We start from the raw sequence: 21829 nt of genomic DNA on the forward strand, positions 1-21829 counted from the left end.
GGCTCGCTCCCATATTTTGATCGGGGTAGCCATAGGTTCCGTGATCAACACAAAACCACTGTGGGAGCGAGCCTGCTCGCGATAGTGGCGACTCGGTGTCCCAGATAAACCAAGACAGTTGCTCCCACATTTGTTCTGCGTCGCACACCAAATGTAACGGCTCTCCATTAGCCACCCGGCCCCCCACAGCGTTATCGTCCCTGGCAGCTTTGACTCAATGGATTGAGGTAACAGCGCCATGGATGCATCGATACACATCAGCAAGGCAACGTCTGCCGACGCCGGCATCATCAGCCGGATCGTCGAGCGCTCCATTCGCGTCGGCTGCGCGCTCGACCACCGCAACGATCCGCGAACCGTCGCCACCTGGACCCACGACAAAACCATCGAACACATACAGCCCTGGCTGGCTGACCCGCGGTTGTACCTGAACATCGCCCTGTTGCAGGACAAACCGATCGGCGTCGCCATGGCGGCGATCAGCGGCAAGGTCGCGTTTTGTTACGTGCAGCCGGAATGGTTTCGACGAGGCGCCGGGCAAGCGCTGGTGCTCGATCTCGAGGCTTGGTTGATCGCACGCGGTTTACCTCAGGCGCGGCTCAACAGCACCCGGACCGGTGAGGCGTTTTACCACCGTCTGGGTTATCGGGCTTGTGCTGAAACCTTCACCGTGGCGGGACTCCACGCCATTCCCATGCATAAGGCGCTGTCGTCACCTTCATAGAAAGCGGGGCGAGGGCCTAAATCCCTGCGGTCCTGATGCGTTTCCAGAACAGGAAAACCTGCAAGTGCGCCCCGTGACCGGAACGCGCACCTGCCCGGTGTGCAGTTTTGGTCACTATCAGCAGCGTATTGAGGGGTCGAGAGATGTCAGTCGCTACCAGCCTTATCGAAGATCAGCCGGCCCGGATCGTCCCGACGCCTGCCGAGACGCTTTATCAGTTTATCGAATCGCCATTGCTGGCCCGTCAGAGCCAGCAGGAATCGAACGCCCGCAGCTACCCGAGGCGTATTCCCCTGGCACTCAAGCGCGCCAAGGGCATTTATGTCGAGGATGTCGAAGGCCGCAGTTTCATCGATTGCCTGGCCGGTGCGGGGACTCTGGCCCTGGGGCACAACCATCCGGTGGTGATCGAAGCGATCCAGCAAGTGCTGACCGATGAACTGCCGCTGCACACACTCGACCTGACCACGCCGGTGAAGGATCAGTTTGTTCAGGACCTGTTCGGTCTGTTGCCGCCGGCATTGGCCGCTGAAGCGAAGATCCAGTTCTGTGGCCCGACCGGCACCGACGCCGTGGAAGCCGCGCTGAAACTGGTGCGTACCGCCACCGGGCGCAGCACCGTGCTGTCGTTCCAGGGCGGTTACCACGGCATGAGCCAGGGCGCGCTGAGCCTGATGGGCAGTCTGGGGCCGAAAAAGCCGTTGGGTGCCTTGCTCAGCAGTGGCGTGCAATTCATGCCGTATCCCTACGATTATCGTTGCCCGTTCGGGCTCGGCGGCGCGCAGGGGGTGCAGGTCAACCTGAATTACCTGGAAAACCTGCTGAGCGATCCAGAGGCCGGCGTGCAACTGCCCGCTGCCGTGATCGTCGAAGCGGTGCAGGGCGAGGGCGGGGTGATTCCAGCCGATCTTCACTGGTTGCGTGGTTTGCGGCGTATCACCGAGAAGGCCGGCGTAGCGCTGATCGTCGATGAAATCCAGAGCGGTTTTGGCCGTACCGGCAAGATGTTCGCCTTCGAGCACGCCGGGATCACTCCGGACGTGGTGGTCATGTCCAAGGCCATCGGCGGCAGCCTGCCACTGGCAGTGGTGGTCTATCGCGACTGGCTCGACACCTGGCTGCCAGGTGCCCATGCCGGGACCTTCCGTGGTAATCAAATGGCCATGGCCGCAGGCTCTGCGGTGATGCGCTACCTGACCGAGCACAAGGTTTGTGAGCACGCTGCTGCCATGGGCGAGCGCTTGGGTGAGCACTTGCGCATCCTGCAACGGGACTTCCCGCAACTGGGCGACATTCGCGGACGCGGCTTGATGCTGGGCGTTGAACTGGTCGACCCGACTGGTGCGCCGGATGCACAAGGCCATCCACCGATATTCGCTCGCCTGGCGCCGCTGGTGCAACGCGAGTGCCTCAAGCGTGGGTTGATCCTCGAACTGGGCGGGCGTCATGGCGGTGTCGTGCGTTTCCTGCCGCCGCTGGTGATCACGGCCGCAGAAATCGATCGCGTGGCCGAGATTTTCGGCAGGGCCATGGCCGCCGCCACTGCCAGCCTCTAAATTTTTCGGCGCCTCGAACGTTCCTTCTATATAACGGCTGCACACGTCGTGCAGCCCACCCCTACAGCGATGGAGAGACAGCATGACGTCAGTATTCGACCGCGAGGACATCCTCTTTCAGGTCGTGGTCAACCACGAAGAGCAATACTCGATCTGGCCCGACTATAAGGCCGTGCCGCAAGGCTGGCGTACCGTAGGCAAGAGCGGCCTGAAAAAGGAATGCCTGGCCTACATCGAAGAAGTCTGGACCGACATGCGTCCGCTGAGCCTGCGCCAGAAAATGGAAGAGCAGGCGGCCGTGGCTCACTGAGCTGTCAAGTGAGACGCGGAGCGTCTCTGGCTGCATTCCCACGCAGAGCGTGGGAACGAAAAGCCCGCTGAACCGGTGACGGTCAGCGGGCTTTTTCAGGTCTGGAGGTTTATGTCGCCTGTCAGACCGTCATCGCGGGCAAGCCCGCTCCCACAGTGGATTGGTGTTGTTGCATAAATAGAGTGAACACCACAAATCCCTGTGGGAGCGGGCTTGCCCGCGATGAACGATAACGCGGTCCAACTGACGTTACGCGCCGCTCAACCCCTTGATCACCTGATCCACATTCCCTTCCAATTCGGCCACCGGGTCCGCCGCATCCACACTCAACACCACCAACCGACTGCCAGCCAGCGAGATCACCGCTTTCACCGCATCCGACGGCTGTCGATGATGCAACACTACCGCCACGTCATGGTCCTTGAGCATCGCACCCAATTGCTTCAGGGCTTCGGGTGTCCACTCGGCATCCGGCCGTGCGTCGAGGCCGATCAGCTCCAGGTTGAGGCCGCCGATCAGGTAGCCGAAATGATCGCTCAGGCTCATCACACTCAGGTTGTCGGCATTGGCCAGCCGTGACTCACTGTCGGCGCTGAGCTTGAGCAGGCGCTGTTTGAGCGCTGCCAGGTTGGCGTCGATCGTCGGTTTGGCCGCTGGCGCCAGGCGCACCAGGTCCGCCGCCATGACATCCGCCATTCGCCCCATGTTGTTGCTGGAAAGCCACGGCTGGCTGTTCAAACCATCGACCTTGCTGCCGGGCTGCACGGCGATGCCGGGCAGGGCGCCGTCCACCGGACGGGCGGCGTCGACTTCGACGATACGGATATTGCTGCGCCGGGATATCGGGTACAGCGGGTCATCCGCCCACAGCGAGCGCAGGCCAATCACTGCATCGGCGTCGGTCGCCAGTTTGGCCAGCGCCGGAGCGCCACGGCCAGTGAAATAGGCGGTCTGCCGGCTGCCCGGCAGATTGTCCGGCGCGGCCCGTTCCAGTTTGACCTCGGTACCTTTGAGCAACACTTCGCCCAGACCATAGGTGATCGGCAAGGACGCCAGTACGCGCAACGGTTTGGCGCTGTCCGCCGCAAAGCAAGTATTGGCCAGACCGCACAGGGGCAATGTGAAGGTCAGTGCCAGGGTCAGTTGACGCAGAGAAAAAGACATTTATCCGAGGTTCCCTTTCAGACTTGGGACGATGCCGCGAGCGATGGCGGCCAGGGCGAAGGCGATACCGGCCACCAGAATGATCGCGGCACCGGACGGGATAGGCAGGTCAAAGACAATCGGCGCGAGAATTCCACACAGCGTGCTCACCGTGGCGATCAGCACCGAACACCAGAAGAACCCCTTCAGTGACTGGCTGAGCAAACGCGCGGCTGCCGCTGGAATCACCAACAGGGCGCCGACCAGAATCGCGCCGATGACTTTCACCGCCGCCACGGTGATCAGGGTCACCAGGATCACGAACAGGTAATCCAGGGTCTTCACCGCCACACCGCGTACCGCCGCCAGTTGTGGGTTGAAGCTGGCGAGCATGATGCGGTTGTACAGCGGCAGGGCCAATGCCATCACCAGCGAGCCGACGATGGCCAGCACCAGCAGATCATTGCCGTTGACCGTCAGCACCGAACCGAACAGCACGTTTTCCAGAATGTGCACGTTGATCTTGCCCGCCAGAATCAACAACAGGCTGGCGCCCAAGGCCAACGACACGGAAAGGAACACGCCGATCAACGTATCCGGCGCCAGCCCTGTGCGGTTGCGTAAATAGTTGAGCAAGATGCCGAACAGCAGGCAGTAACCGAACAGGCTGCCATAAGGCCCGGTGTAGGGCTCGCCGAGCAGAATGCCGATGGCCACGCCGGTCAGCGCCGCGTGACCCACCGCTTCGGAGAAAAACGCGAAACGCTTGACCACCACCAGCGTGCCCAAACCGCCCAGCACCGGGCCGATCAGCAACCCGGCGAGCAGGGCGTTGACCACAAATCCATAGGCCAGCGCTTCCGGCAGATAACCCGACGAGGCCCAACTCTGGACCATCAAACGAAAGGCTTCGTAACTCATCAGGCAGCACTCCGGGGATGGGTCGAGAACAAGGTCAGCAGGCGCTCCGGGGTCAGCGCCTGTTTCGGCGTGGCATCGAACAGCACCCGGCGATTGAGCCCGGTGACCCGGTCCGCCAGACGCCCGACCGCTTCCAGATCATGCTCGATCCACAGCACGGTGATGCCGCTCTGGCGCCAGTCGTCCAGCAGCCGTTCGAACACTTGAATGCCGGCCTCATCGAGGGCCGACATCGGTTCGTCGAGCACCAGCAACTGTGGCGCCGGAATCAATCCTTGGGCCAACAAAACCCGCTGGCGCTCACCGCCAGACAACGCACCCATGCGCCGCTTGCGCTTGTCCTGCATGCCGACCCGTTCCAGCGCCTCGCCGATGGCCGTCGCGTAATGCTTGCTCAACCCGAGGAATGCCGGACGCCGCTGACACATGGCGGCCATGAAATCATCGACGGTCATCGGCAAACCTCGATCGAACTCCAGCGCCTGGGGCACGTAGCCGATGGTCCCCGGTTCACCGGGCCATCGCAGGCTCAGGCGACCCTGATGCGGCATTTGCCCGAGCAGGGTCTTGATCAGCGAACTCTTGCCGCCACCGTTGGGGCCGACCAGGGCATGCACGCTGCCGGGCCGGACCTGAAAGGTTACCTTGTCGAGGATGGTCGTGCGGCCCAGCGTCAGGCTGACCTCGGCGAAATCCAGCGTCGGCCCCGAAACCTGTGGGAGCGAGCCTGCTCGCGAATGCGGTGTGTCATTTAACGATGATGTTGACTGACTGGACGCTTTCGCGAGCAGGCTCGCTCCCACAGGGGATTCAGTGATGGTCTCTTTAGCCGTCATGCGCCTGACTCCTGAATCGCCCGAACCACGGTGTTGAGGTTGCCGGTCATTTCCTTTTCGTACTTGTCGGCGGTGTACTCGCCATAGGAAATGTGCGACAGCGGATACAGCTTCACCCCGGATTCACGCTGGATGGTCTCGACGTAAGTGGACGGGAAATCCATCTCCGAGAAGATCACTTTCACGTCCAGTTCCCGCAGTTGATCGATGGTCTTTTTCAGCTGGCTGGGGCTCGGTTCGATACCGTGGGCCGGCTCGACCACGGCGGTCACTTCCAGGCCGAACTCGCGCAGCAAATAGTCGTAGGCGGCATGGACCGTGGCCACGCGCAGCTCGGCGTTCGGCGCCTGGGTCAGTTTGGCCAGGGCGTCGGCGCGCATCTGCCGCAGGCGTTTGCCATAGGCGCGGGCGTTCTGGGTGTAGGTTTTGGCATTGGCCGGGTCGAGCTTGCCCAGTTCCCGGGCGATGTTGTTGACCTGGGCAATCGAGGCGCTGATCGACAGGAACGTGTGCGGATTGACGACCTTGCCGGCACCCCGGGCAGCGACGCCGGTGGCGGCGAGCAAGGGCACGTTTTCGTTGGCTTCGATGACCTTGATGTTCGGGGTTTCGCTGGCGGCGATCATGCGGTCGGCGAAGTCGTCATGCCCCACGCCATTGAGCACGATCACGTCCAGCCCGCTGATGCGTTTGATGTCCTCGGCTCGCGGCTCGTAGGCATGCGGGTTGAAACCGGCCTGAATCAGCGGCACCACCTCGGCCTTGTCGCCGACGATGTTGGCTACGTAGCTGTAATAAGGGTGCAGGGTGATGCCGATGCGCAGGCGCTTGGCTTCATCGGCACTGGCCTGTGGTGTCAGCAAACAGGCAAACAGGCCGACCAGCAGCAGGTGCAAAAAAGGACGTTGAGATGAACTAGGCATGGGGAAGCGGTCTTCTCTCGGGTGAAGGCGGGGGTTCAATGCCGATGCTGGCGGGTAACGCCGGCATCGAATTGCGCGACGATCTGCTGCCAGCCGGCGCTTTCGAGCGCGGCGTCAGTCAGATCAGTCGGGGTAGTGAGGGCTTTGCCGCGATTGAGCCAGACGTCTGGAGCATCGTCGTCAGCGGTCAAACGCAACAAAAACGAGCCGGCCACGGTTGGAGTCTGGCTTTGGCCGAAGTAAGCCTTGGCGTCCAGTAACTGCCAGGCATGACCGCCACGGCTGACAGAGCTGGCATCCTGGGCAAACGGCGCGAAACCTTCATCGGCGAGCGTGGCGGGTCTGGGCAGCGCCTGCTGTTCCTGACGCAACAGATGGATTTCATCCAGCGTAACCCGCAGGTCGGCGTAGATGCCTTGCTCGGATGCGCTCAGGTCGCGACGGGCATCCAGTTGATGGCTGCCAACGCTGCTCACCTCCCGGGACTCGCCGCGCCAGGCGACCACCGAGCCGGCAACCGCCAGGATCATCAGGCACAACAGCATTACGTAGAGGGTTTCATGGCCGGCACCGGCCGGGCGAACAACTTGGGTGGTTGGTGTCGTCATGCTCAGGGCGCCTCGATGTCGGCTTGGTCGATCTCGACGACGTGGCCGGGACCGGCGTCGAACAGCACATAGAACTCGGCGCCGGGTTTCTTGAACGTCAGGGTCGAATCGGCACCGAGTTTGCCCGGCACCAGAATGGTTTCGTCGTAGCCGATCACATCCAGGGTCACGCCCGGCGCGCCGCTGCCGTCGGAGAAACCGCCAGTGCAACGGATCTGCTCGGCGTCGATGGCCTTGCATTCGCACATCGGGTTATGGGCCAGAACGCTGGTGCTGAAGGCGGCGCCGAGCACCAGTAAAACGAGGCGAAAAGCGTTGGTCATGGTTTGCCACCTTGTGTGTTCAACCACGCGACGGTGGCCGGGGATGCCTGGCTCAGGGGGATGGACGCTTGGTGCATGGCGCCGTCCCAGCCTTCCATGGTGATCCACAGCTCAGCGTCGTTTTTGGTCTTTTCGGCTACCGGCAGCGCGGCGCCCATGCGGTACGGTGTGCCGAAGAAAATCACCCCGGCGGCGCGCAAGCTGCGCGGTTTGCCAATGCGCAGGTAGGTCGCCTTGACCTGATCGCGACAACTGTCGCAGAGCGCCGCATTGAAGGACTTCAGGTAGCCGGCCGGGCCGTCGGATACGGGGGCTTCGCTGCGCAACTCGGCCAGGCGCAGGCTCCAGGGGCCGACCTGAACCTCACCGATGTCCCGCTCACCCAGGCCGGTGTCACCGCGAAGCAGTGCCGCGTCGGCGAAGTATTTGGGCATGAACCCCAGCGGCACCAGCAACAGCAGCACATTGATGTGGAAGCGCCAGGTGTGCCAGAAACGGCTTAGCGGCGAGCGCGGTTTTTCTGCTGCGACCTGGCTCATCGGCTGACCTCCGTGACTTCGCGGCCCATGGCCGGCTGACTGGCCACCGCAATCCGTGGACGCTTGTTGCTGCGCTTGAGGGCATTGGCCGTGGCCAGGGCGGTGCGTTTGGTCCAGATCAGCAGGCCGCTGAGGACCATCATGCTCAGGATCAAGCCGAAGAAGAACCAGATCAGTTTGATCCAGATGCCGCCGAAATCGCCGGTGTGCAGTGGGCGCATGGATTCGGTCACCAGCTCCAGACCCGAACGGTCCGACAGCAGGCGCGTGGCGGAGATGTCACCGGTGTACGGGTTGACCTCGGCGCTCTGGTAGATCAACGGGTACCCGCTGCGTCCGCTCACCGAAAGGTGGCTATAGGCATTGGCGGGGAGGCTGACAGAGCTGTCTTCCAGACCGGGAATGCGTTCCTTGGCCTCGCGGATCGCGCTTTCCAGGCTGATCATCGGCGCCGGTGCACCATCGACGGTGAGCGGCACGCTCTCACGCGGGACGACGGGCGCGACCGGTGCGGTAGAAATCGAAATATGGTTATCGAACAGGATCGCCTCAATCATGAACCAGGTGCTGGTGACGGAAATCACCGCAATGAACCAGATCGACCAGATGCCGCTGAGCCGGTGAAAGTCGCCCCAGAAAATCCGTGCGCCATGACGAATGCGCAGGGTCGGTCGCAAGAAGCCTTTCCAGAACCGTTTGTAGACCACAAGCCCGGTCACCAGCGAAGCCAGCATCGGCAGCCCGAGGAACGACACCAGATACCAGCCCCAGCTGTAGCCGTTGGTGAACGGCACCAGCCACCAGCCATGCAGTGCGCGAGTAAAGGCCTGAAAGTTGAATTGGGGAGCAGTGCCCTGAATCACCCCGCTGTAGGGGTTCACATAGACCGTCACCGAGCGCCCGTCCGGGTAACTGACCTTCACGTCCAGGGCGAAATGCGACTCGTCGGGGCGGTTGATACGCTCGACCAGCGTTTGGGGTTCGGCCTTTTTGATGGCGGCGATGATCTGGTCATAGCTGAGCAGCGGCGCGTCGTCCGAAGGCGGGCTGGCGCGCATTTGCGGGTTGGCCAGCCAGACGATTTCCTGACTGACCACCGCCAGGGTGCCGGTCACACAGACGATCAATACAAAAAACCAGATGGGCAGCGCCAGCCAGCTATGGACCAGAAACCAGAGTTTTGAGCGGGATTTCTTCGACATGATTAAAGGTCTTGTTTCGATGAGAGGACCGCTGCTGTGGGCTTCCCAGCGTTGCGGTCCACGAAAAGTCCGATCGTGGCTTTTGCCTACGCGACCGACTGCATCTAAATAAGACGTATGAGCATCGAAAATCCCGAAAGGGGATATGAAAGTAAATGTTTCGTGTTTCTGCCTGGCGTGGGAGGAGGCTTGTTTGCGAAAGCGGTCTGACAGTCAACATTGATGTTGAATGGGATGGCTCCTTCGCGAGCAAGCCCGAACACTCACTGAAAAACTTAACCCTGTTTAAACATCTCCTTGGCCCGCTGTTCGATCTGCTCCTGAGTCAAATCCTCCTTGCGCGTAGCCAGAAACCACAAATGCCCATAGGGATCCTTCAAGGTCCCCGAACGGTCGCCGTAAAACTGATCCTTGACCTCGGACACCACCGTGGCACCGGCATCGATTGCCTGTTTATAGGACTTGTCCACATCGTTCACATACAAATGCAGCCCCACGGACGGCGATGTGTCCGGGTTGCTCAATGGCCCCTGATCGCACGGTGTGCCCAGCATGATCGGGCAGTCGCCGATGCGCAGTTCGGCATGCCCGATGCCACCATCGGGCATGGCCAGGCGCATGACTTCGGTGGCGCCAAAGGCCTTTTTGTAGAAGTCGATGGCTTCGGCAGCTTTCTGAATGCCCAGGTAAGGGGTGATGCTGTGATAACCCTCTGGAATGGGTTTGACGTTCATGACGGTTCTCCCTTTATTGTTGTGGAATTAAGGTGTTCCTTCGCCGATTTCCGGTCGAACAACTATAGGTCAACCCCTTCACCGCAACCGAGTGCCCGACGAGCAGTAGCGCTACAAAGCGCCGGGATTCTGAAACCTCATTGGCTGACAGGACGCCTTCGCGAGCAAGCCCGCTTGCACTGCACGCTGATCGGCTAGATCGACAACTGCATCAAACGCTCGCCCTGCAGGTTTTCCGTGGGGCGGCGTTTGTTCACCGCCAGTTCGCCGATCTTGATCAGCCGTGTGCGGGTCACATTGCGGCTCAACCCCAGCAGGGCAGCGGTGTGCACCTGGTTGTAGTGGCTGAAGCGATAGGCCGCCCGTAACAACGCATCTTCGACTTTCTCGTGCAGCGCGCCGGCCTGTTCCTCGAAGAGCTTTTGAAAGGCCCGATCGAGCAAGGCTTCCGGTGAGTCGTCGACGCTGGCGTGGTGGTCGTCCTGACGTTCGATGCGCATGTTCGACAGGCGCAGGTCATCGCGCTCGATCACACCGTTGCGGCAGATCAGCAGGGTGTGATGAATGACGTTTTCCAGTTCGCGGATGTTGCCCGGCCAGCTGTAACTGCGCAGTTTGTGTTCGGCTTCCTTGCTGATGGTGATGCTGCCGTAACCCAGGCGCTGGCTGTAGGCTTCGATGAAATGCCGGGTCAGCGGCAGGATGTCGCCGGGGCGCTCGCGCAACGGGCTCAGTTCCAGACTGACCACGTCGAGGCGGTAATACAGATCTTCGCGAAAGTGCCCGGCGTTGATGGCTTTTTCCAGTTGCACATTGGTCGCCGCCAGTACCCGCACATCGATGGGAATGCTCTTGCGCGAACCCAGTCGCACCACTTCGCGCTCCTGTAGCACCCGCAGCAACTTCACTTGAATCGCCATCGGCAGATCGCCGATTTCGTCGAGGAACAAAGTGCCGCCATCGGCCTCTTCGAACCAGCCGGCCTTGGCGCTCAATGCCCCGGTGAAGGCGCCTTTCTCATGGCCGAACAGCTCCGCCTCCACCAGCGATTCGGAGAACGCGCCGCAGTTCACCGCCACGAACGGCCGGTTGCGGCGGGCGCTGAGGTTGTGGATATGCCGCGCCACCAGCTCCTTGCCGGTGCCGGTTTCGCCGATGATCAGCACGCTGGCTTCACTTGGCGCGACCTGCTGCAAGTGCGCGAGCAGGGCTTGGGATTTCGGGTCTTCGAACACCTGCGCCGTGGCGCGGATCGAGGTGGCCAGGGCGGGCGAGGGCGGTAAGGTCAGCAGTTGCATGGGGCAGGCTCCATGAGTTGAAAGCTATGAATAGAAGGTCGGCGTCGGCAGGGACTGGTTCAGTGCCCAGTCACCCAGTTCATGGAGTTTGTAATCCAGCGGATCGTGCAGGGTTTGCGTGCGCAGGTTGCGCCAGTGACGGTCCAGTCGCAGTGAGGTATGCGTCGAGCGGGCGCCGGTCACTTCGAACAAACGGCTGCACAGCTCCAGGCCATTACGCGTGGCGGCAACCTTGGCGGTGGCGATGGCGGTGGCCAGATGTCCGCGCTCCTCGGCGCTGAGGTTCGGGCCCTTGGCCCAGGCCTTGTCGAGCAATTCGGCGGCCCGTGCCACCAGCAGCCGAACGCCTTCCAGAGCCACCCAGAGCTCGCCGTAATGGCCGAGCACATAAGGATCCTGACGCACATCCGGAGCGCTGGATTTGTGCCACGGACGGGTTTCGGTGAGGGTGTATTGCCGCGCTTCTTCAAAGGCACCTTCGGCGATGCCGAGGAACATATGGGTGAACGTGAGCTGGGCGATCAATGGGCGCAAGCAGGCAAACGGCGTGCTCAACGGGCCGGGGTCGAGCAGCAGTTCCGACTCTTCGACCCGCACCCGTTCGAACGTGGCGCTGCCGCTGTCGGTCTGACGCTGACCCATGTTGCTCCAGTCGTTGTGCAGCGTGATGCCGCTGCGCCCGCTGGGAATCGCGGCGATCAACAGCTTGCCGCCGGCACTCTCGTCGACGGCCGAGGCGATCAGCATTTCCGAGTCGCTGGCGCCGGAGCAGAAACTTTTCTTGCCGGAAAACTCGCGCCAGCCACCGAGATTTTTTACCACGGTGCGGGTATCCAGCGGGTTAAGCGCGTTGCCCCAGAACCAGTTCTTGCGCGCCGTCTGTTCAAACCACGGCTGCCACTGCTCGGGCCGGGCGAACAGGCGCACGGTGGCGAGCATCAGGTGATGAAAACCGAAGACATGGGCGATCGAACTGTCGACCTTGGCGAACTCGCGCACGATGGTCAGGGTTTCGCTCCAGCTGGCGCCAAGGCCGCCGTATTGGGTGGGAATGCTTAATGCGAGCAGGCCGCTGTGGCGCAAGGCGTCGCGTTCGGCTTTTGGCGTTCCGCCGCGTTCATCGCGCTCGACAGCAGTCAGGGCAAACTCGCCGGCCAGTTGGCGGGCGGTCTGCAAAGGGGGCAACAGGGCGCTCAGCGGCTTGGCAGTCACACGGGGTTCCTCATGGAGTTCGGCGCAATCCCCTGTGGGAGCGGGCCGTGGCTTTGGCGGGCAGCACATCATTGGCGATCATTTCGCCAAACGGCCCGGTAAGGTTGGTGACGCCTCGTCCGGCCAGGCTGGCATACGGCTCGGGCAGCAGCGGAAACACCAGTTCGGCAAAGCGATAAGCCTCTTCAAGATGCGGGTAGCCGGAGAAGATGAAACTGTCGATCCCCAGGTCCGCGTATTCCTTGATCCGTGTGGCGACTTGCTGCGGATCGCCCACCAATGCCGTCCCGGCACCGCCACGCACCAGACCGACGCCGGCCCAGAGGTTGGGGGCGATTTCCAGGTTGTCGCGACGGCCGTCATGCAGCGCGGCCATGCGCCGCTGGCCTTCGGAGTCGAAGCGCGAGAACGAGTTCTGCGCCGCCGCGATGGTCTCGTCGCTGATGTGCTCGATGAGTTTACCGGCGGCTTTCCAGGCCTCTTCGGCGGTTTCGCGGACGATCACGTGCAAGCGAATCCCGAACTTCACCGTACGACCGTTGCGCGCCGCGCGCTCACGCACGTCGGCGAGCTTTTCAGCCACGGCGGCGGGTGGTTCGCCCCACGTCAGGTAGACGTCGACCTGTTCGGCAGCCAGGTCATGAGCCGCCTCGGACGAACCACCGAAATACAGCGGCGGATAAGGTTTCTGCACCGGTGGATACAGGGCCTTGGCATTCTGCACCCGCAGGTGTTTGCCTTCGAAATCCACCGCTTCGCCTTGCAGCACGCGACGCCAGATCTTCAGGAATTCGTCGGTGACTTCGTAGCGTTCGCTGTGATCGAGAAAACTGCCGTCGCCACGGTTTTCATCCGGATCGCCGCCGGTCACCACATTGATCAGCAAGCGGCCGTTGGACAGGCGATCCAGGGTCGCGGCCATCCGCGCCGAGACCGTCGGCGAGATGATCCCCGGACGGATCGCGACCAGATACCGCAGGCGTTCGGTCAGCGGCACCAGGGCCGAGGCGATCACCCACGAGTCCTCGCAGGAGCGTCCGGTGGGAATCAGCACACCGTGGTAGCCGAGACTGTCGGCGGCCTGAGCGACTTGTTTCAGGTAGTTGAGCGTCACCGGGCGCGCGCCTTGAGTGGTGCCCAGGTAATGGCCGTCGCCGTGGGTCGGCAGAAACCAGAAAACATCCATGAAGAGATCCTTAGGCGATTTTCAGCAGATTTTTTGGGTGTACGCCGAACAACGGCGCCGCGCGTTCTGCAGCAAGACGAATGCGGGCCTTCAAGGGCTCACTGGTTATTTGGTAATTGGAGAAGTCGGCTTCGGTGGCGTACACGCCAATCGGCAGGGTCAGGGCCTGGAAGAAGCTGAACAGCGGCCGCAACTGATGATCGAGCACCAGCGCGTGACGTTCGCTGCCACCGGTGGCGGCCAGCAGCACCGGGGTGTCGATCAGCGCGTTGAGGTCGATCAGGTCAAACAGATGCTTGAGCAGGCCCGGGTAGGAACCGCGATAAACCGGCGCGGCGACGATCAGCAGGTCGGCGCTTTCGATGGCTTGCAACTCGTCCTCGATGTCGACGCTCAGTTCCTGCCGGGACAACGCCGCGCCCAGTGGTCGGGCGATATCGCCCAGTTCGATCAGCTTGCTTTCGATCGGCAACTGCCCGGCCAGCTCGGCCAACAGCGCCTGGGTCAGCACCAAAGTGCGGGACGGACGCCAGGTACCGCCGGAGAGGGCAACGACTTTCAATGGACGCGACATGATCAGTTCCTTTTTCAACAGTTGCTCAGCGAGCAGTGAGTAGTCACCAGCGTTGAGCAAGAGCTGTACCAATCCTTCGGAGCCCCGGTTTACGTGGCTTTCAGCGCGTTTGTTGGCAGGCGCTGTTCGATTTGACGGGGTGTTTGTTGATTGCCTGTTGCCAGGCAAACAGTTGCGTAGGCAACAGTGTGCGAAGCGATGGAGTTGTTTATAGAGACTCTCTGTTATTCCGTAAAAGACATTAAATTAATATTTATAGGTCATTTGGGTATATGCGAATTGCCGTAGGAGCTGCCGAAGGCTGCGATCCTTTGATCCGATACCCACTATCGAGAGCATTGATTTCTGCCCTTCAGGGCACGCGGGTTGCCTGTGTTCATTGCCCCGAACCAGATATCCGGACGCCCGAAATGAAGCCTCTACTCGCCACTTTCTTGTTACTCGCCGTTTCCGTTCTGGCCGGATGTGCCAGCCATGTCTCACCGGAACTGCGGCCCTACACCGCTGAAGAAACCCGGGAGCTGGCGCTGGAGGCCCTGAATCGTCGCGGCTTGTCCTTTGACGAGTACCACGCGAAGAAAGCCGAATTGCTCGGCCAGCCGGCAAAATCGTTCAGTTTCGACAAACAAGGGGAGATGAACGCCGAACGCGCAGTACAGCTGCATGCTCGCCCAAGCTGAGCAGCGACTGTACCGCTCGAACTTTCACGCAACTGTCCGTGGGTTTCCCTCAAGGCGTGCGATAGGGTCAACACCTGACTGGCCCTGATGGACTGCCTCCATGACACTCTCGCTCGATCTGCTGCTGGGCTTTGCCCTGTTTGCCCTTGTCACCTCGATCACCCCCGGCCCCAACAACACCCTGCTGCTGGCCTCGGGCGTGAATTTCGGCTTTAACCGCACCATTCCCCATATGCTGGGCATCACCTGCGGCTTCTTCGTGCTGGTGGTCGCCGTCGGCTTCGGCCTGGGCGCGGTGTTTCAAACCTATCCAGTGCTTTACACCGTGTTGCGCTATGTCGGCGCGGCGTATTTGCTGTATCTGGCCTGGAAGATTGCTCACTCCGGGCCGGTAGCCGAGGGTGAACAGGGCGAGGGCAAGCCGATCAGCTATTTGGGCGCGGCTGCGTTTCAATGGGTCAATCCCAAGGCCTGGATCATGGCCATCGGTGCCATCAGCACCTACACGCCGATGCAGGGCTATTTCACCAATGTGATTGTGATTGCCGCGGTCTTTGCTCTGATCAACCTGCCAAGCGTCGGTGTATGGGCCGGTTGCGGCACGTTGTTGCGCAATGTGCTGCGCGATCGCCGCTGGTTGCGGCTGTTCAATTGGGGCATGGCCTTGCTGCTGGTGGCTTCGTTGTGTCCGTTGTTGCTCGAAAGTTTTAGCTGATGCATTGCTTCAACCGGTTGCCCGATGCCTGTTAAGCTCGACTGCAGGAGCGTTCCAACGCACTTTTAAATGAAGTTGTTCTTCTTTAACGGCCTCCGATCAGGTATTGCTGTCGTTCTGAAAGTTCGGCGTCGCTCATGAGGCGGCGCTTTGACATTTCCAGTAACGAGCCTTCTGATCCTGGAACACGCTCTGCGAGTCTTTTATGAATAAACGTCCGTTGTATTTCGACTACGCCGCCACCACGCCGGTGGATGAGCGGGTCATCAAGGTCATGGTCGAGTGTCTGGGGTTCGCGGGTAACTTCGGTAATCCAGCGTCCAGCTCCCACGCCTTCGGCCATCAGGCCCGGCAATCGGTCGAGCAGGCACGGCGCCAGGTCGCCGAACTGGTGGGCGCCCAGGCGGAGCAGATCGTCTGGACCTCCGGTGCCACCGAATCCAACAACCTTGCCCTTAAGGGCGTGGCCCAGGCCCGCGGTGTGTCCGGCGGCCACATCATCACCAGCCAGATCGAACACAAGGCCATTCTCGACACGGCAAAACAGTTGCAGGACGCGGGCATAGCCGTGACGTATCTGGTGCCCGATGCCGAAGGCCTGATTACCCCGCAAGCGGTCAGCGAAGCGATGCGTGAGGACACCTTTCTGGTGTCGCTGATGCTGGTCAACAACGAACTGGGCACCGTCAACGACATCCCGGCCATCGGCCAGGTGGTGCGTGATCGTGATGCGTTGTTCCACGTCGATGCGGCGCAGGGCGCGGGCAAAGTGGCAATCGATCTGGCCCGGTGGCCGGTGGATTTGATGTCGTTCTCGGCACACAAGGTCTACGGTCCCAAAGGCGTTGGCGCGTTGTATGTCGGGCCTCGTGCGCAACAACGTTTGCAGGCGCAGATCCACGGTGGCGGTCACGAGGGCGGGTTGCGTTCCGGCACCCTGGCGACGCACCAGATCGCGGCCATGGGCGTGGCCTTCGCGTTGGTGGCCGCGTCGTTCGATGAGGAAAAAGCCACCATCGTCCGCCTGCGCGAACGCCTGCTGGAGCAACTGTTGAGCATTCCCGGCGTTCGCCTTAATGGCAGCCCGACCCAGCGCATTCCCCATACTCTGAGCCTGACCTTCAACGAAGGTGAGTTCAATTTCGCGGCGTTGAGCGCTTCGATTGCGTTTTCCGCGACGTCGGCCTGCAACTCCGCCAGCAATGCGCCATCCCATGTGCTGCTGGCGTTGGGGCATAACGCCCGCTCGGCCGGTCGCACCATTCGTTTGAGCCTGGGGCGTTTCACCACCGAGCAGGATATCGACCAGGCGGCACAACTGATTAAAGCGGCAGCCGCCAGTGCTCCGGCATTCTGGGCGACGGGTCCTTAAGCGTCGACTCTGATCGGCACCGAACAATAATGATGAAGTGGTTAGCAGGAGACACGATGAGTACGCAGCCTTTGACCAATGGGTCGGTGCCCCGGCGCCTGGCGCAAACCCGCGCGGTGATGAGCCGGGAGGGCATTCATGCTCTATTGGTGCCGTCGGCCGACCCGCACCTGTCGGAATACCTGCCGGGCTATTGGCAAGGGCGCCAGTGGCTGTCGGGTTTCCATGGCTCGGTCGGCACCCTGATTGTCACGCCGGACTTTGCCGGCGTCTGGGCCGACAGCCGCTATTGGGAACAAGCGAGCAAGGAACTCAAGGGCAGCGGCATCGAACTGGTCAAGCTGCAACCGGGCCAACCCGGCCCGCTCGATTGGCTGGCCGAGCAAACCCCTGAGGGCGGTGTCGTTGCAGTCGATGGCGCAGTGATGGCCGTGGCCGCGGCGCGTACCCTGAGCAGCAAACTTGAAGAACGTGGTGCATGCCTGCGCACTGACATCGACGTGCTGAGCGAAGTCTGGAGTGATCGTCCGAGCCTGCCGAACGAGCCGATCTATCAACATTTACCGCCTCAGGCGACCGTCAGCCGTGGCGAAAAAATCACCCAGTTGCGAGACGTGTTGAAAGAGCGCGGTGCCGACTGGCATTTCATTGCCACCCTCGATGACATCGCCTGGCTGTTCAACCTGCGCGGCGGCGATGTGTCGTTCAACCCGGTGTTCGTGTCCTTCGCCCTGATCAGTCAGCAGCAGGCCACCTTGTTCGTGGCCCTGAGCAAAGTGAGCGCCGAGCTGCGCGTCATTCTCGAACAGGACGGCGTGACCCTGCGCGATTACAGCGAAGTCGCCGCCGCCTTGCGCGCCGTGCCGAGTGGCGCGAGCCTGCAAGTCGATCCGGCGCGGGTCACGGCCGGTTTGCTGGATAACCTGAACAGTGGTGTGAAACTGCTCGAAGGCTTGAACCCGACCACCCTGGCCAAGTCGAAGAAGAGCCTGGCCGATGCCGAGCACATTCGCCGGGCCATGGAGCAGGATGGTGCCGCACTGTGCGAATTCTTCGCTTGGCTGGACGCAGCATTGGGGCGTGAGCGCGTTACCGAACTGACCATCGACGAACAGCTGACCGCAGCCCGCATGCGCCGCCCGGATTATGTGTCGCTGAGTTTCAACACCATTGCCGCCTTCAACGCCAACGGTGCGATGCCGCACTACCACGCCACCGAAGAAGAACACACGGTGATCGAGGGTGACGGTCTGTTGCTGATCGACTCCGGCGGCCAATACCTGGGCGGCACCACCGACATCACGCGAATGGTGCCGGTGGGTACGCCGACTGACGAGCAGAAGCGCGATTGCACTCGGGTGCTCAAAGGCGTGATTGCACTCTCTCGTGCGCAATTCCCGAAAGGCATTCTGTCGCCGTTGCTGGATTCTATTGCCCGCGCGCCGATCTGGGCCGAAAGCGTCGACTACGGTCATGGCACCGGTCACGGCGTCGGCTATTTCCTCAACGTTCACGAAGGCCCGCAAGTCATCGCCTACCAGGCTGCTGCGGCACCGCAAACCGCGATGCAGCCGGGCATGATCACGTCCATCGAACCGGGCACTTACCGTCCGGGCCGCTGGGGTGTGCGAATTGAGAACCTGGTATTGAACCGCGAAGCGGGCAAGAGCGAATTCGGTGAATTCCTGAAATTCGAAACCCTGACTTTGTGCCCGATCGACACCCGCTGCCTGGAACCGTCGCTGCTGACCGAAGACGAAAAACAGTGGTTCAACGCCTATCACGCCGAGGTGCGCGAGCGTTTGAGTCCGTTGCTCGATGGCGCGGCCCTTGAGTGGTTGGACGCCCGGACTGCGGCTATTTGAGCGGCTTGAGTCCAGGCGCTGTTTCCGGCGTCTGGCTCATCTCCAGCTATTGCGCACGCAGGGCTTCAAGGACGAAGTCCAGCCGATCCTGACCGAAGAACATCTGACCACCGACAAACATGCTCGGCGCGCCAAATACACCGCGTTGTACCGCGTTCTCGGTATTTTCCTTGAGCGTGGCTTTGACGTCCTCATCGGCGGTCAGCGCCAGCACCTCATTCGGATCGAAACCGTTTTGCGTCAGCACGGCGGCAACGGTCGCTGGGTCATCGAGGCTGCGTCCTTCCACCCACAGGGCGTGAAACAGGCAATCGATAAACGCCTGAAAGCGCTCGGGATGACGCAGTTGCATGCCCGTGACGGCGCGCATCAGCATCAGGGTATTGATGGGGAAGTGCGGGTTGAACTTCAGCGACACACCGTAGCGTTTGGCATAGCGGTCCAGGTCCTGAAACATGTAGCGACCCTTGGCCGGTATGGTCACGGGGGAAGCATTGCCGGTGGCTTTGAAGACGCCGCCCAGTAGCATCGGTTTGTAGATCAGCCGACTATCGGTCTGCTCGCAGATCTTCGGCAGTTGGGTATAAGCCAGGTAGGTGGCGGGGCTGCCAAGGTCGAAAAAGAACTCCACGGTTTTGCTCATGGTCGATGCGCTCTTCTTATGGTTGTGGGGAAGGGCTTACCAGTGTTCATTCCAGGGGCGTAGATCCAGTTCGAAGGTCCAGGCGTCCCGTGGCTGGCTGTGCAGGTACCAATAGTTGTCGGCGATGTGTTCGGGAGTGAGGATGCCGTCCTGATCTATGGTCGCGTACTTTTCTGGAAAACTGTCGCGAATAAAGTCGGTGTCGATGGCGCCATCGACTACGACATGGGCGACATGGATGTTCATCGGCCCCAATTCGCGGGCCATGCTTTGGGCCAGGGCGCGAATCCCGTGCTTGGCGCCGGCGAAGGCTGCGAAACCTGCAGCGCCGCGCAAGCCGGCAGTGGCCCCGGTGAACAGAATCGTGCCCCGTTGACGGGTGACCATGCGCCTGGCTACTTCACGAGCGTTGAGAAGCCCTGAGAAACAGGCCATTTCCCAGATCTTGAAATACTTGCGGGCGGTTTCTTCGAGAATGCTGCACGGGACATTGGCGCCGATATTGAAGACGAACGCCTCGATGGGGCCGATCTCGGTTTCGATCTGCTCGATGAGCGCAATCACGTCCTCTTCCTTGTGCGCATCGCAGGCAAAGCCGTGAGCCTCGCCGCCACTCGCCGTGATGGCATCTACAATGGCTGGAGTTTGTCTGCGCTGCGACGCGTGACGCAGGCGACGAAACCTTCCTGGGCAAAACGTTTGGCAATGGCGCCGCCGGTGGCATCGCCTGCACCGACGACCAGAACGATTTTCTTGTTATTGATAGCGGTGGTCATGGATGTCGCCCTTTGCTGAACGGTCATTGACTGACGAACGTTAGCAGCATCCAGGCGAAGCGCCTATCGGGCTACGCAAACCCGATAGAAGGGGGAAGGTTACTTGCAAATGACGATCATGCTGCGGCTGGTATAACCGGCCGGGTTGAGGCCGAACGGATAATCACCGGGTTCTTCCACGGCGTCCCCTGACTTGGCGATCACCTTGTAACCTTTGGGTGCGCACGAGTTGGCGGCGCTGCTGTAGCACTTGTCCCACGAGGACGACAGCCCAGAACAGTTGATATGCAGCCCTTTCTTACCGTGTTTGATCTGGGTTTTCGAGGTCGCCGCGCAGCCCGCAACGGCCAGTACGGCGATCAGTATCAAAATTCGTTTCATTGCTGTCCTTATAGAGGCCCCGGATCTTGCGCCCGGGTCTGCCTGCATTCGCTTTTGCTTGAAGCGTTCTGATATCCCTATCTGAAAAAATCCATGTCTGACACTGAGTTACGTGGCCTAAACATGGCCTAATTGAGCGGCAAATACCAGACCTTCGTCAAATCTCGTTTCAATCCGCTGCGACCGCAGGTTTGGCGGCACTCCCCATGGTCATGGTCGCGCCGACGGAAGCCAGAATGATGCACAGGATAGCCATCCACTGTGACAGGGAGAGGTATTCATGGAGGAACAACAGACCGGACAATGCGCCGAACGCAGGCTCGATGCTCATCAATGTGCCGAAGGTCCGGGCGGGCATCCGTGTGAGGGCGACCATTTCCAGGGTGTAGGGCAGGGCGGTGGACAGAATGGCGACCCCGATGGCTATGGGAATCAACGAGGGTGTCAGCAGCGCAGCGCCAGCATGGACGATGCCGATGGGGGCTACGAACAGTGCGGCAATCATCACGCCCAATGCGGCGGTTTGCACGCCATTGTCGGCACCGGCCTTCTGGCCGAACAGAATGTACAGCGCCCAGCAGGCACCAGCGCCAAGGGCATAACCTGCGCCAACCAGATCAATACCTGCACTCGTGGCGCCAGTCGGAATCAACAGCAGTAAACCCACGGCCGCCAGAGCGATCCACAGAAAGTCGATCGCCCGGCGTGAGGCATAAATAGCGACCGCCAATGGGCCGGTGAACTCCAGGGCTACCGCAATACCCAGAGGGACAGTGCGCAAGGACATATAGAAGAGGAAGTTCATGCCGCCCAGCGCCATCCCGTAGACGATAACGGTGCGCAGGGATTTTGCGGTGAGCTTCGCTCGCCATGGTCGCAATAGCAGCAGCATGATCACGCTGGCGAAGATCAGCCGCAGGGTGGTTGTCCCTTGAGCACCGATAACCGGGAACATGCTTTTGGCCAGAGAGGCTCCGGACTGGATCGATGCCATGGCTATTAAGAGCAGGCCAACCGAGAACAGAGTCGAGGCGAGGCTGCGGGGGTGGTCATTCATTGCGTGGCATCGTCCGAAGTAGGAGGCGAGAGTATTGTTTTACGTGTTGGGCAATATACTGCGCATTCGTTGCGGGCGCGTCTATATATAAGCAGGGATTTTGAACATCCTGATAGAAAAGCGTAATTAACGGTTGACGGCAGATTCTGGACGTCTATAATTCGCCCCACTTCCGGCGCAGTCGAAACGGAAAACTCCTTGGTAAACAATGAGTTACGCAGTTTTCGGCAGCGGTTACGCTTCAGTTCATC

Annotated in this window: 24 protein-coding genes and 1 pseudogene; 7 read left to right on the top strand and 18 right to left on the bottom strand. The window is 60.9% G+C overall.

Translation table 11 applies throughout. The annotated features are described in order from the left end of the window. Nucleotides 1-238 precede the first annotated feature (238 nt). The 3 genes from AACY49_RS16185 (at nucleotide 239) to AACY49_RS16195 (ending at nucleotide 2590) form a co-directional block, all read left to right on the top strand. Complete coding sequence (locus AACY49_RS16185; protein WP_339525022.1) at nucleotides 239-724, top strand: GNAT family N-acetyltransferase; 486 nt, start codon at nucleotides 239-241, stop codon at nucleotides 722-724. A 143-nt stretch (nucleotides 725-867) separates the two neighbouring features. Continuing rightward, nucleotides 868-2280: an aspartate aminotransferase family protein gene (locus tag AACY49_RS16190; protein WP_339525023.1), complete on the top strand. Its 1413-nt coding sequence runs from the start codon at nucleotides 868-870 to the stop codon at nucleotides 2278-2280. 82 nt (nucleotides 2281-2362) lie between these two features. Continuing rightward, entirely contained in the window at nucleotides 2363-2590 is a 228-nt protein-coding gene (locus tag AACY49_RS16195) for an MbtH family protein (RefSeq protein ID WP_007934245.1), read from the top strand. A gap of 249 nt (nucleotides 2591-2839) precedes the next feature. On the opposite strand, the gene AACY49_RS16200 is transcribed toward AACY49_RS16195, so the two are convergent. The 13 genes from AACY49_RS16200 to msuE form a co-directional block, all read right to left on the bottom strand. Beyond that, nucleotides 2840-3754, bottom strand: a complete 915-nt coding sequence (locus tag AACY49_RS16200; protein WP_339525026.1) for a metal ABC transporter substrate-binding protein — start codon at nucleotides 3752-3754, stop codon at nucleotides 2840-2842. After that, nucleotides 3755-4654 carry a metal ABC transporter permease gene (locus AACY49_RS16205; RefSeq protein ID WP_320393838.1) on the bottom strand — a complete coding sequence of 300 codons (900 nt, stop codon included), beginning with the start codon at nucleotides 4652-4654 and terminating at the stop codon, nucleotides 3755-3757. After that, on the bottom strand, nucleotides 4654-5490 hold the full coding sequence (locus AACY49_RS16210) for a metal ABC transporter ATP-binding protein (RefSeq protein WP_258699863.1): 837 nt from the start codon (nucleotides 5488-5490) through the stop codon (nucleotides 4654-4656). The genes AACY49_RS16205 and AACY49_RS16210 overlap by 1 nt, the downstream gene beginning before the upstream one ends. Next, nucleotides 5487-6413: a metal ABC transporter substrate-binding protein gene (locus AACY49_RS16215; protein ID WP_339525029.1), complete on the bottom strand. Its 927-nt coding sequence runs from the start codon at nucleotides 6411-6413 to the stop codon at nucleotides 5487-5489. Before AACY49_RS16215 ends, AACY49_RS16210 begins: the two co-directional genes overlap by 4 nt. A gap of 35 nt (nucleotides 6414-6448) precedes the next feature. Then, entirely contained in the window at nucleotides 6449-7021 is a 573-nt protein-coding gene (locus AACY49_RS16220; RefSeq protein ID WP_339525031.1) for a DUF6162 family protein, read from the bottom strand. A gap of 2 nt (nucleotides 7022-7023) precedes the next feature. Beyond that, nucleotides 7024-7344: a hypothetical protein gene (locus AACY49_RS16225; protein WP_339525033.1), complete on the bottom strand. Its 321-nt coding sequence runs from the start codon at nucleotides 7342-7344 to the stop codon at nucleotides 7024-7026. Next, nucleotides 7341-7883, bottom strand: coding sequence for a thiamine pyrophosphate-binding protein (locus tag AACY49_RS16230; protein ID WP_339525035.1), 543 nt, complete (start codon nucleotides 7881-7883; stop codon nucleotides 7341-7343). Before AACY49_RS16230 ends, AACY49_RS16225 begins: the two co-directional genes overlap by 4 nt. Then, complete coding sequence (locus AACY49_RS16235; RefSeq protein ID WP_339525037.1) at nucleotides 7880-9085, bottom strand: PepSY-associated TM helix domain-containing protein; 1206 nt, start codon at nucleotides 9083-9085, stop codon at nucleotides 7880-7882. Before AACY49_RS16235 ends, AACY49_RS16230 begins: the two co-directional genes overlap by 4 nt. Before the next feature lie 275 nt (nucleotides 9086-9360). Continuing rightward, nucleotides 9361-9819 carry a VOC family protein gene (locus AACY49_RS16240; RefSeq protein ID WP_339525038.1) on the bottom strand — a complete coding sequence of 153 codons (459 nt, stop codon included), beginning with the start codon at nucleotides 9817-9819 and terminating at the stop codon, nucleotides 9361-9363. 194 nt (nucleotides 9820-10013) lie between these two features. Then, the gene (locus tag AACY49_RS16245; protein WP_007934229.1) at nucleotides 10014-11117 is read right to left on the bottom strand and encodes a sigma-54 interaction domain-containing protein; all 1104 of its coding nucleotides are present in this window, start codon (nucleotides 11115-11117) and stop codon (nucleotides 10014-10016) included. A gap of 24 nt (nucleotides 11118-11141) precedes the next feature. Further along, nucleotides 11142-12329, bottom strand: a complete 1188-nt coding sequence (locus AACY49_RS16250) for an acyl-CoA dehydrogenase family protein (RefSeq protein WP_339525041.1) — start codon at nucleotides 12327-12329, stop codon at nucleotides 11142-11144. A gap of 10 nt (nucleotides 12330-12339) precedes the next feature. Continuing rightward, nucleotides 12340-13515, bottom strand: a complete 1176-nt coding sequence (gene ssuD, locus AACY49_RS16255) for an FMNH2-dependent alkanesulfonate monooxygenase (protein ID WP_339525043.1) — start codon at nucleotides 13513-13515, stop codon at nucleotides 12340-12342. Nucleotides 13516-13525: 10 nt separating this feature from the next. Next, complete coding sequence (msuE, locus tag AACY49_RS16260) at nucleotides 13526-14089, bottom strand: FMN reductase (RefSeq protein WP_320393847.1); 564 nt, start codon at nucleotides 14087-14089, stop codon at nucleotides 13526-13528. 410 nt (nucleotides 14090-14499) lie between these two features. On the opposite strand from msuE, the gene AACY49_RS16265 reads away from it, so the two are divergent. The 4 genes from AACY49_RS16265 (at nucleotide 14500) to AACY49_RS16280 (ending at nucleotide 18721) form a co-directional block, all read left to right on the top strand. After that, nucleotides 14500-14769 carry a hypothetical protein gene (locus AACY49_RS16265; protein ID WP_320393848.1) on the top strand — a complete coding sequence of 90 codons (270 nt, stop codon included), beginning with the start codon at nucleotides 14500-14502 and terminating at the stop codon, nucleotides 14767-14769. 100 nt (nucleotides 14770-14869) lie between these two features. Beyond that, nucleotides 14870-15484, top strand: coding sequence for a LysE family translocator (locus AACY49_RS16270; RefSeq protein WP_339525046.1), 615 nt, complete (start codon nucleotides 14870-14872; stop codon nucleotides 15482-15484). A 205-nt stretch (nucleotides 15485-15689) separates the two neighbouring features. Beyond that, a complete protein-coding gene (locus tag AACY49_RS16275; protein WP_339525048.1) occupies nucleotides 15690-16856 on the top strand; it encodes a cysteine desulfurase family protein in 1167 nt (388 codons plus the stop codon). A 56-nt stretch (nucleotides 16857-16912) separates the two neighbouring features. After that, the gene (locus AACY49_RS16280) at nucleotides 16913-18721 is read left to right on the top strand and encodes an aminopeptidase P family protein (RefSeq protein ID WP_339525050.1); all 1809 of its coding nucleotides are present in this window, start codon (nucleotides 16913-16915) and stop codon (nucleotides 18719-18721) included. A 46-nt stretch (nucleotides 18722-18767) separates the two neighbouring features. Here the strand turns inward: AACY49_RS16280 and AACY49_RS16285 are convergent, their stop codons facing one another. The 5 genes and pseudogenes from AACY49_RS16285 to AACY49_RS16305 form a co-directional block, all read right to left on the bottom strand. Beyond that, the gene (locus AACY49_RS16285; protein WP_258699877.1) at nucleotides 18768-19364 is read right to left on the bottom strand and encodes a 2-hydroxychromene-2-carboxylate isomerase; all 597 of its coding nucleotides are present in this window, start codon (nucleotides 19362-19364) and stop codon (nucleotides 18768-18770) included. 36 nt (nucleotides 19365-19400) lie between these two features. Further along, nucleotides 19401-20140: pseudogene (locus AACY49_RS16290) on the bottom strand (SDR family oxidoreductase). A gap of 99 nt (nucleotides 20141-20239) precedes the next feature. Beyond that, on the bottom strand, nucleotides 20240-20521 hold the full coding sequence (locus AACY49_RS16295) for a hypothetical protein (RefSeq protein ID WP_258699879.1): 282 nt from the start codon (nucleotides 20519-20521) through the stop codon (nucleotides 20240-20242). Between the two features lie 169 nt (nucleotides 20522-20690). Further along, nucleotides 20691-21578: a threonine/homoserine exporter RhtA gene (gene rhtA / locus AACY49_RS16300; protein WP_258699880.1), complete on the bottom strand. Its 888-nt coding sequence runs from the start codon at nucleotides 21576-21578 to the stop codon at nucleotides 20691-20693. Beyond that, on the bottom strand, nucleotides 21575-21829 hold a 255-nt coding region (locus tag AACY49_RS16305; protein ID WP_339525053.1), incomplete at its 5' end, for a hypothetical protein. The genes AACY49_RS16305 and rhtA, both read right to left, overlap by 4 nt.

The sequence above is a fragment of the Pseudomonas sp. EL_65y_Pfl2_R96 genome (assembly GCF_963970905.1).
Lineage (GTDB): Bacteria > Pseudomonadota > Gammaproteobacteria > Pseudomonadales > Pseudomonadaceae > Aquipseudomonas.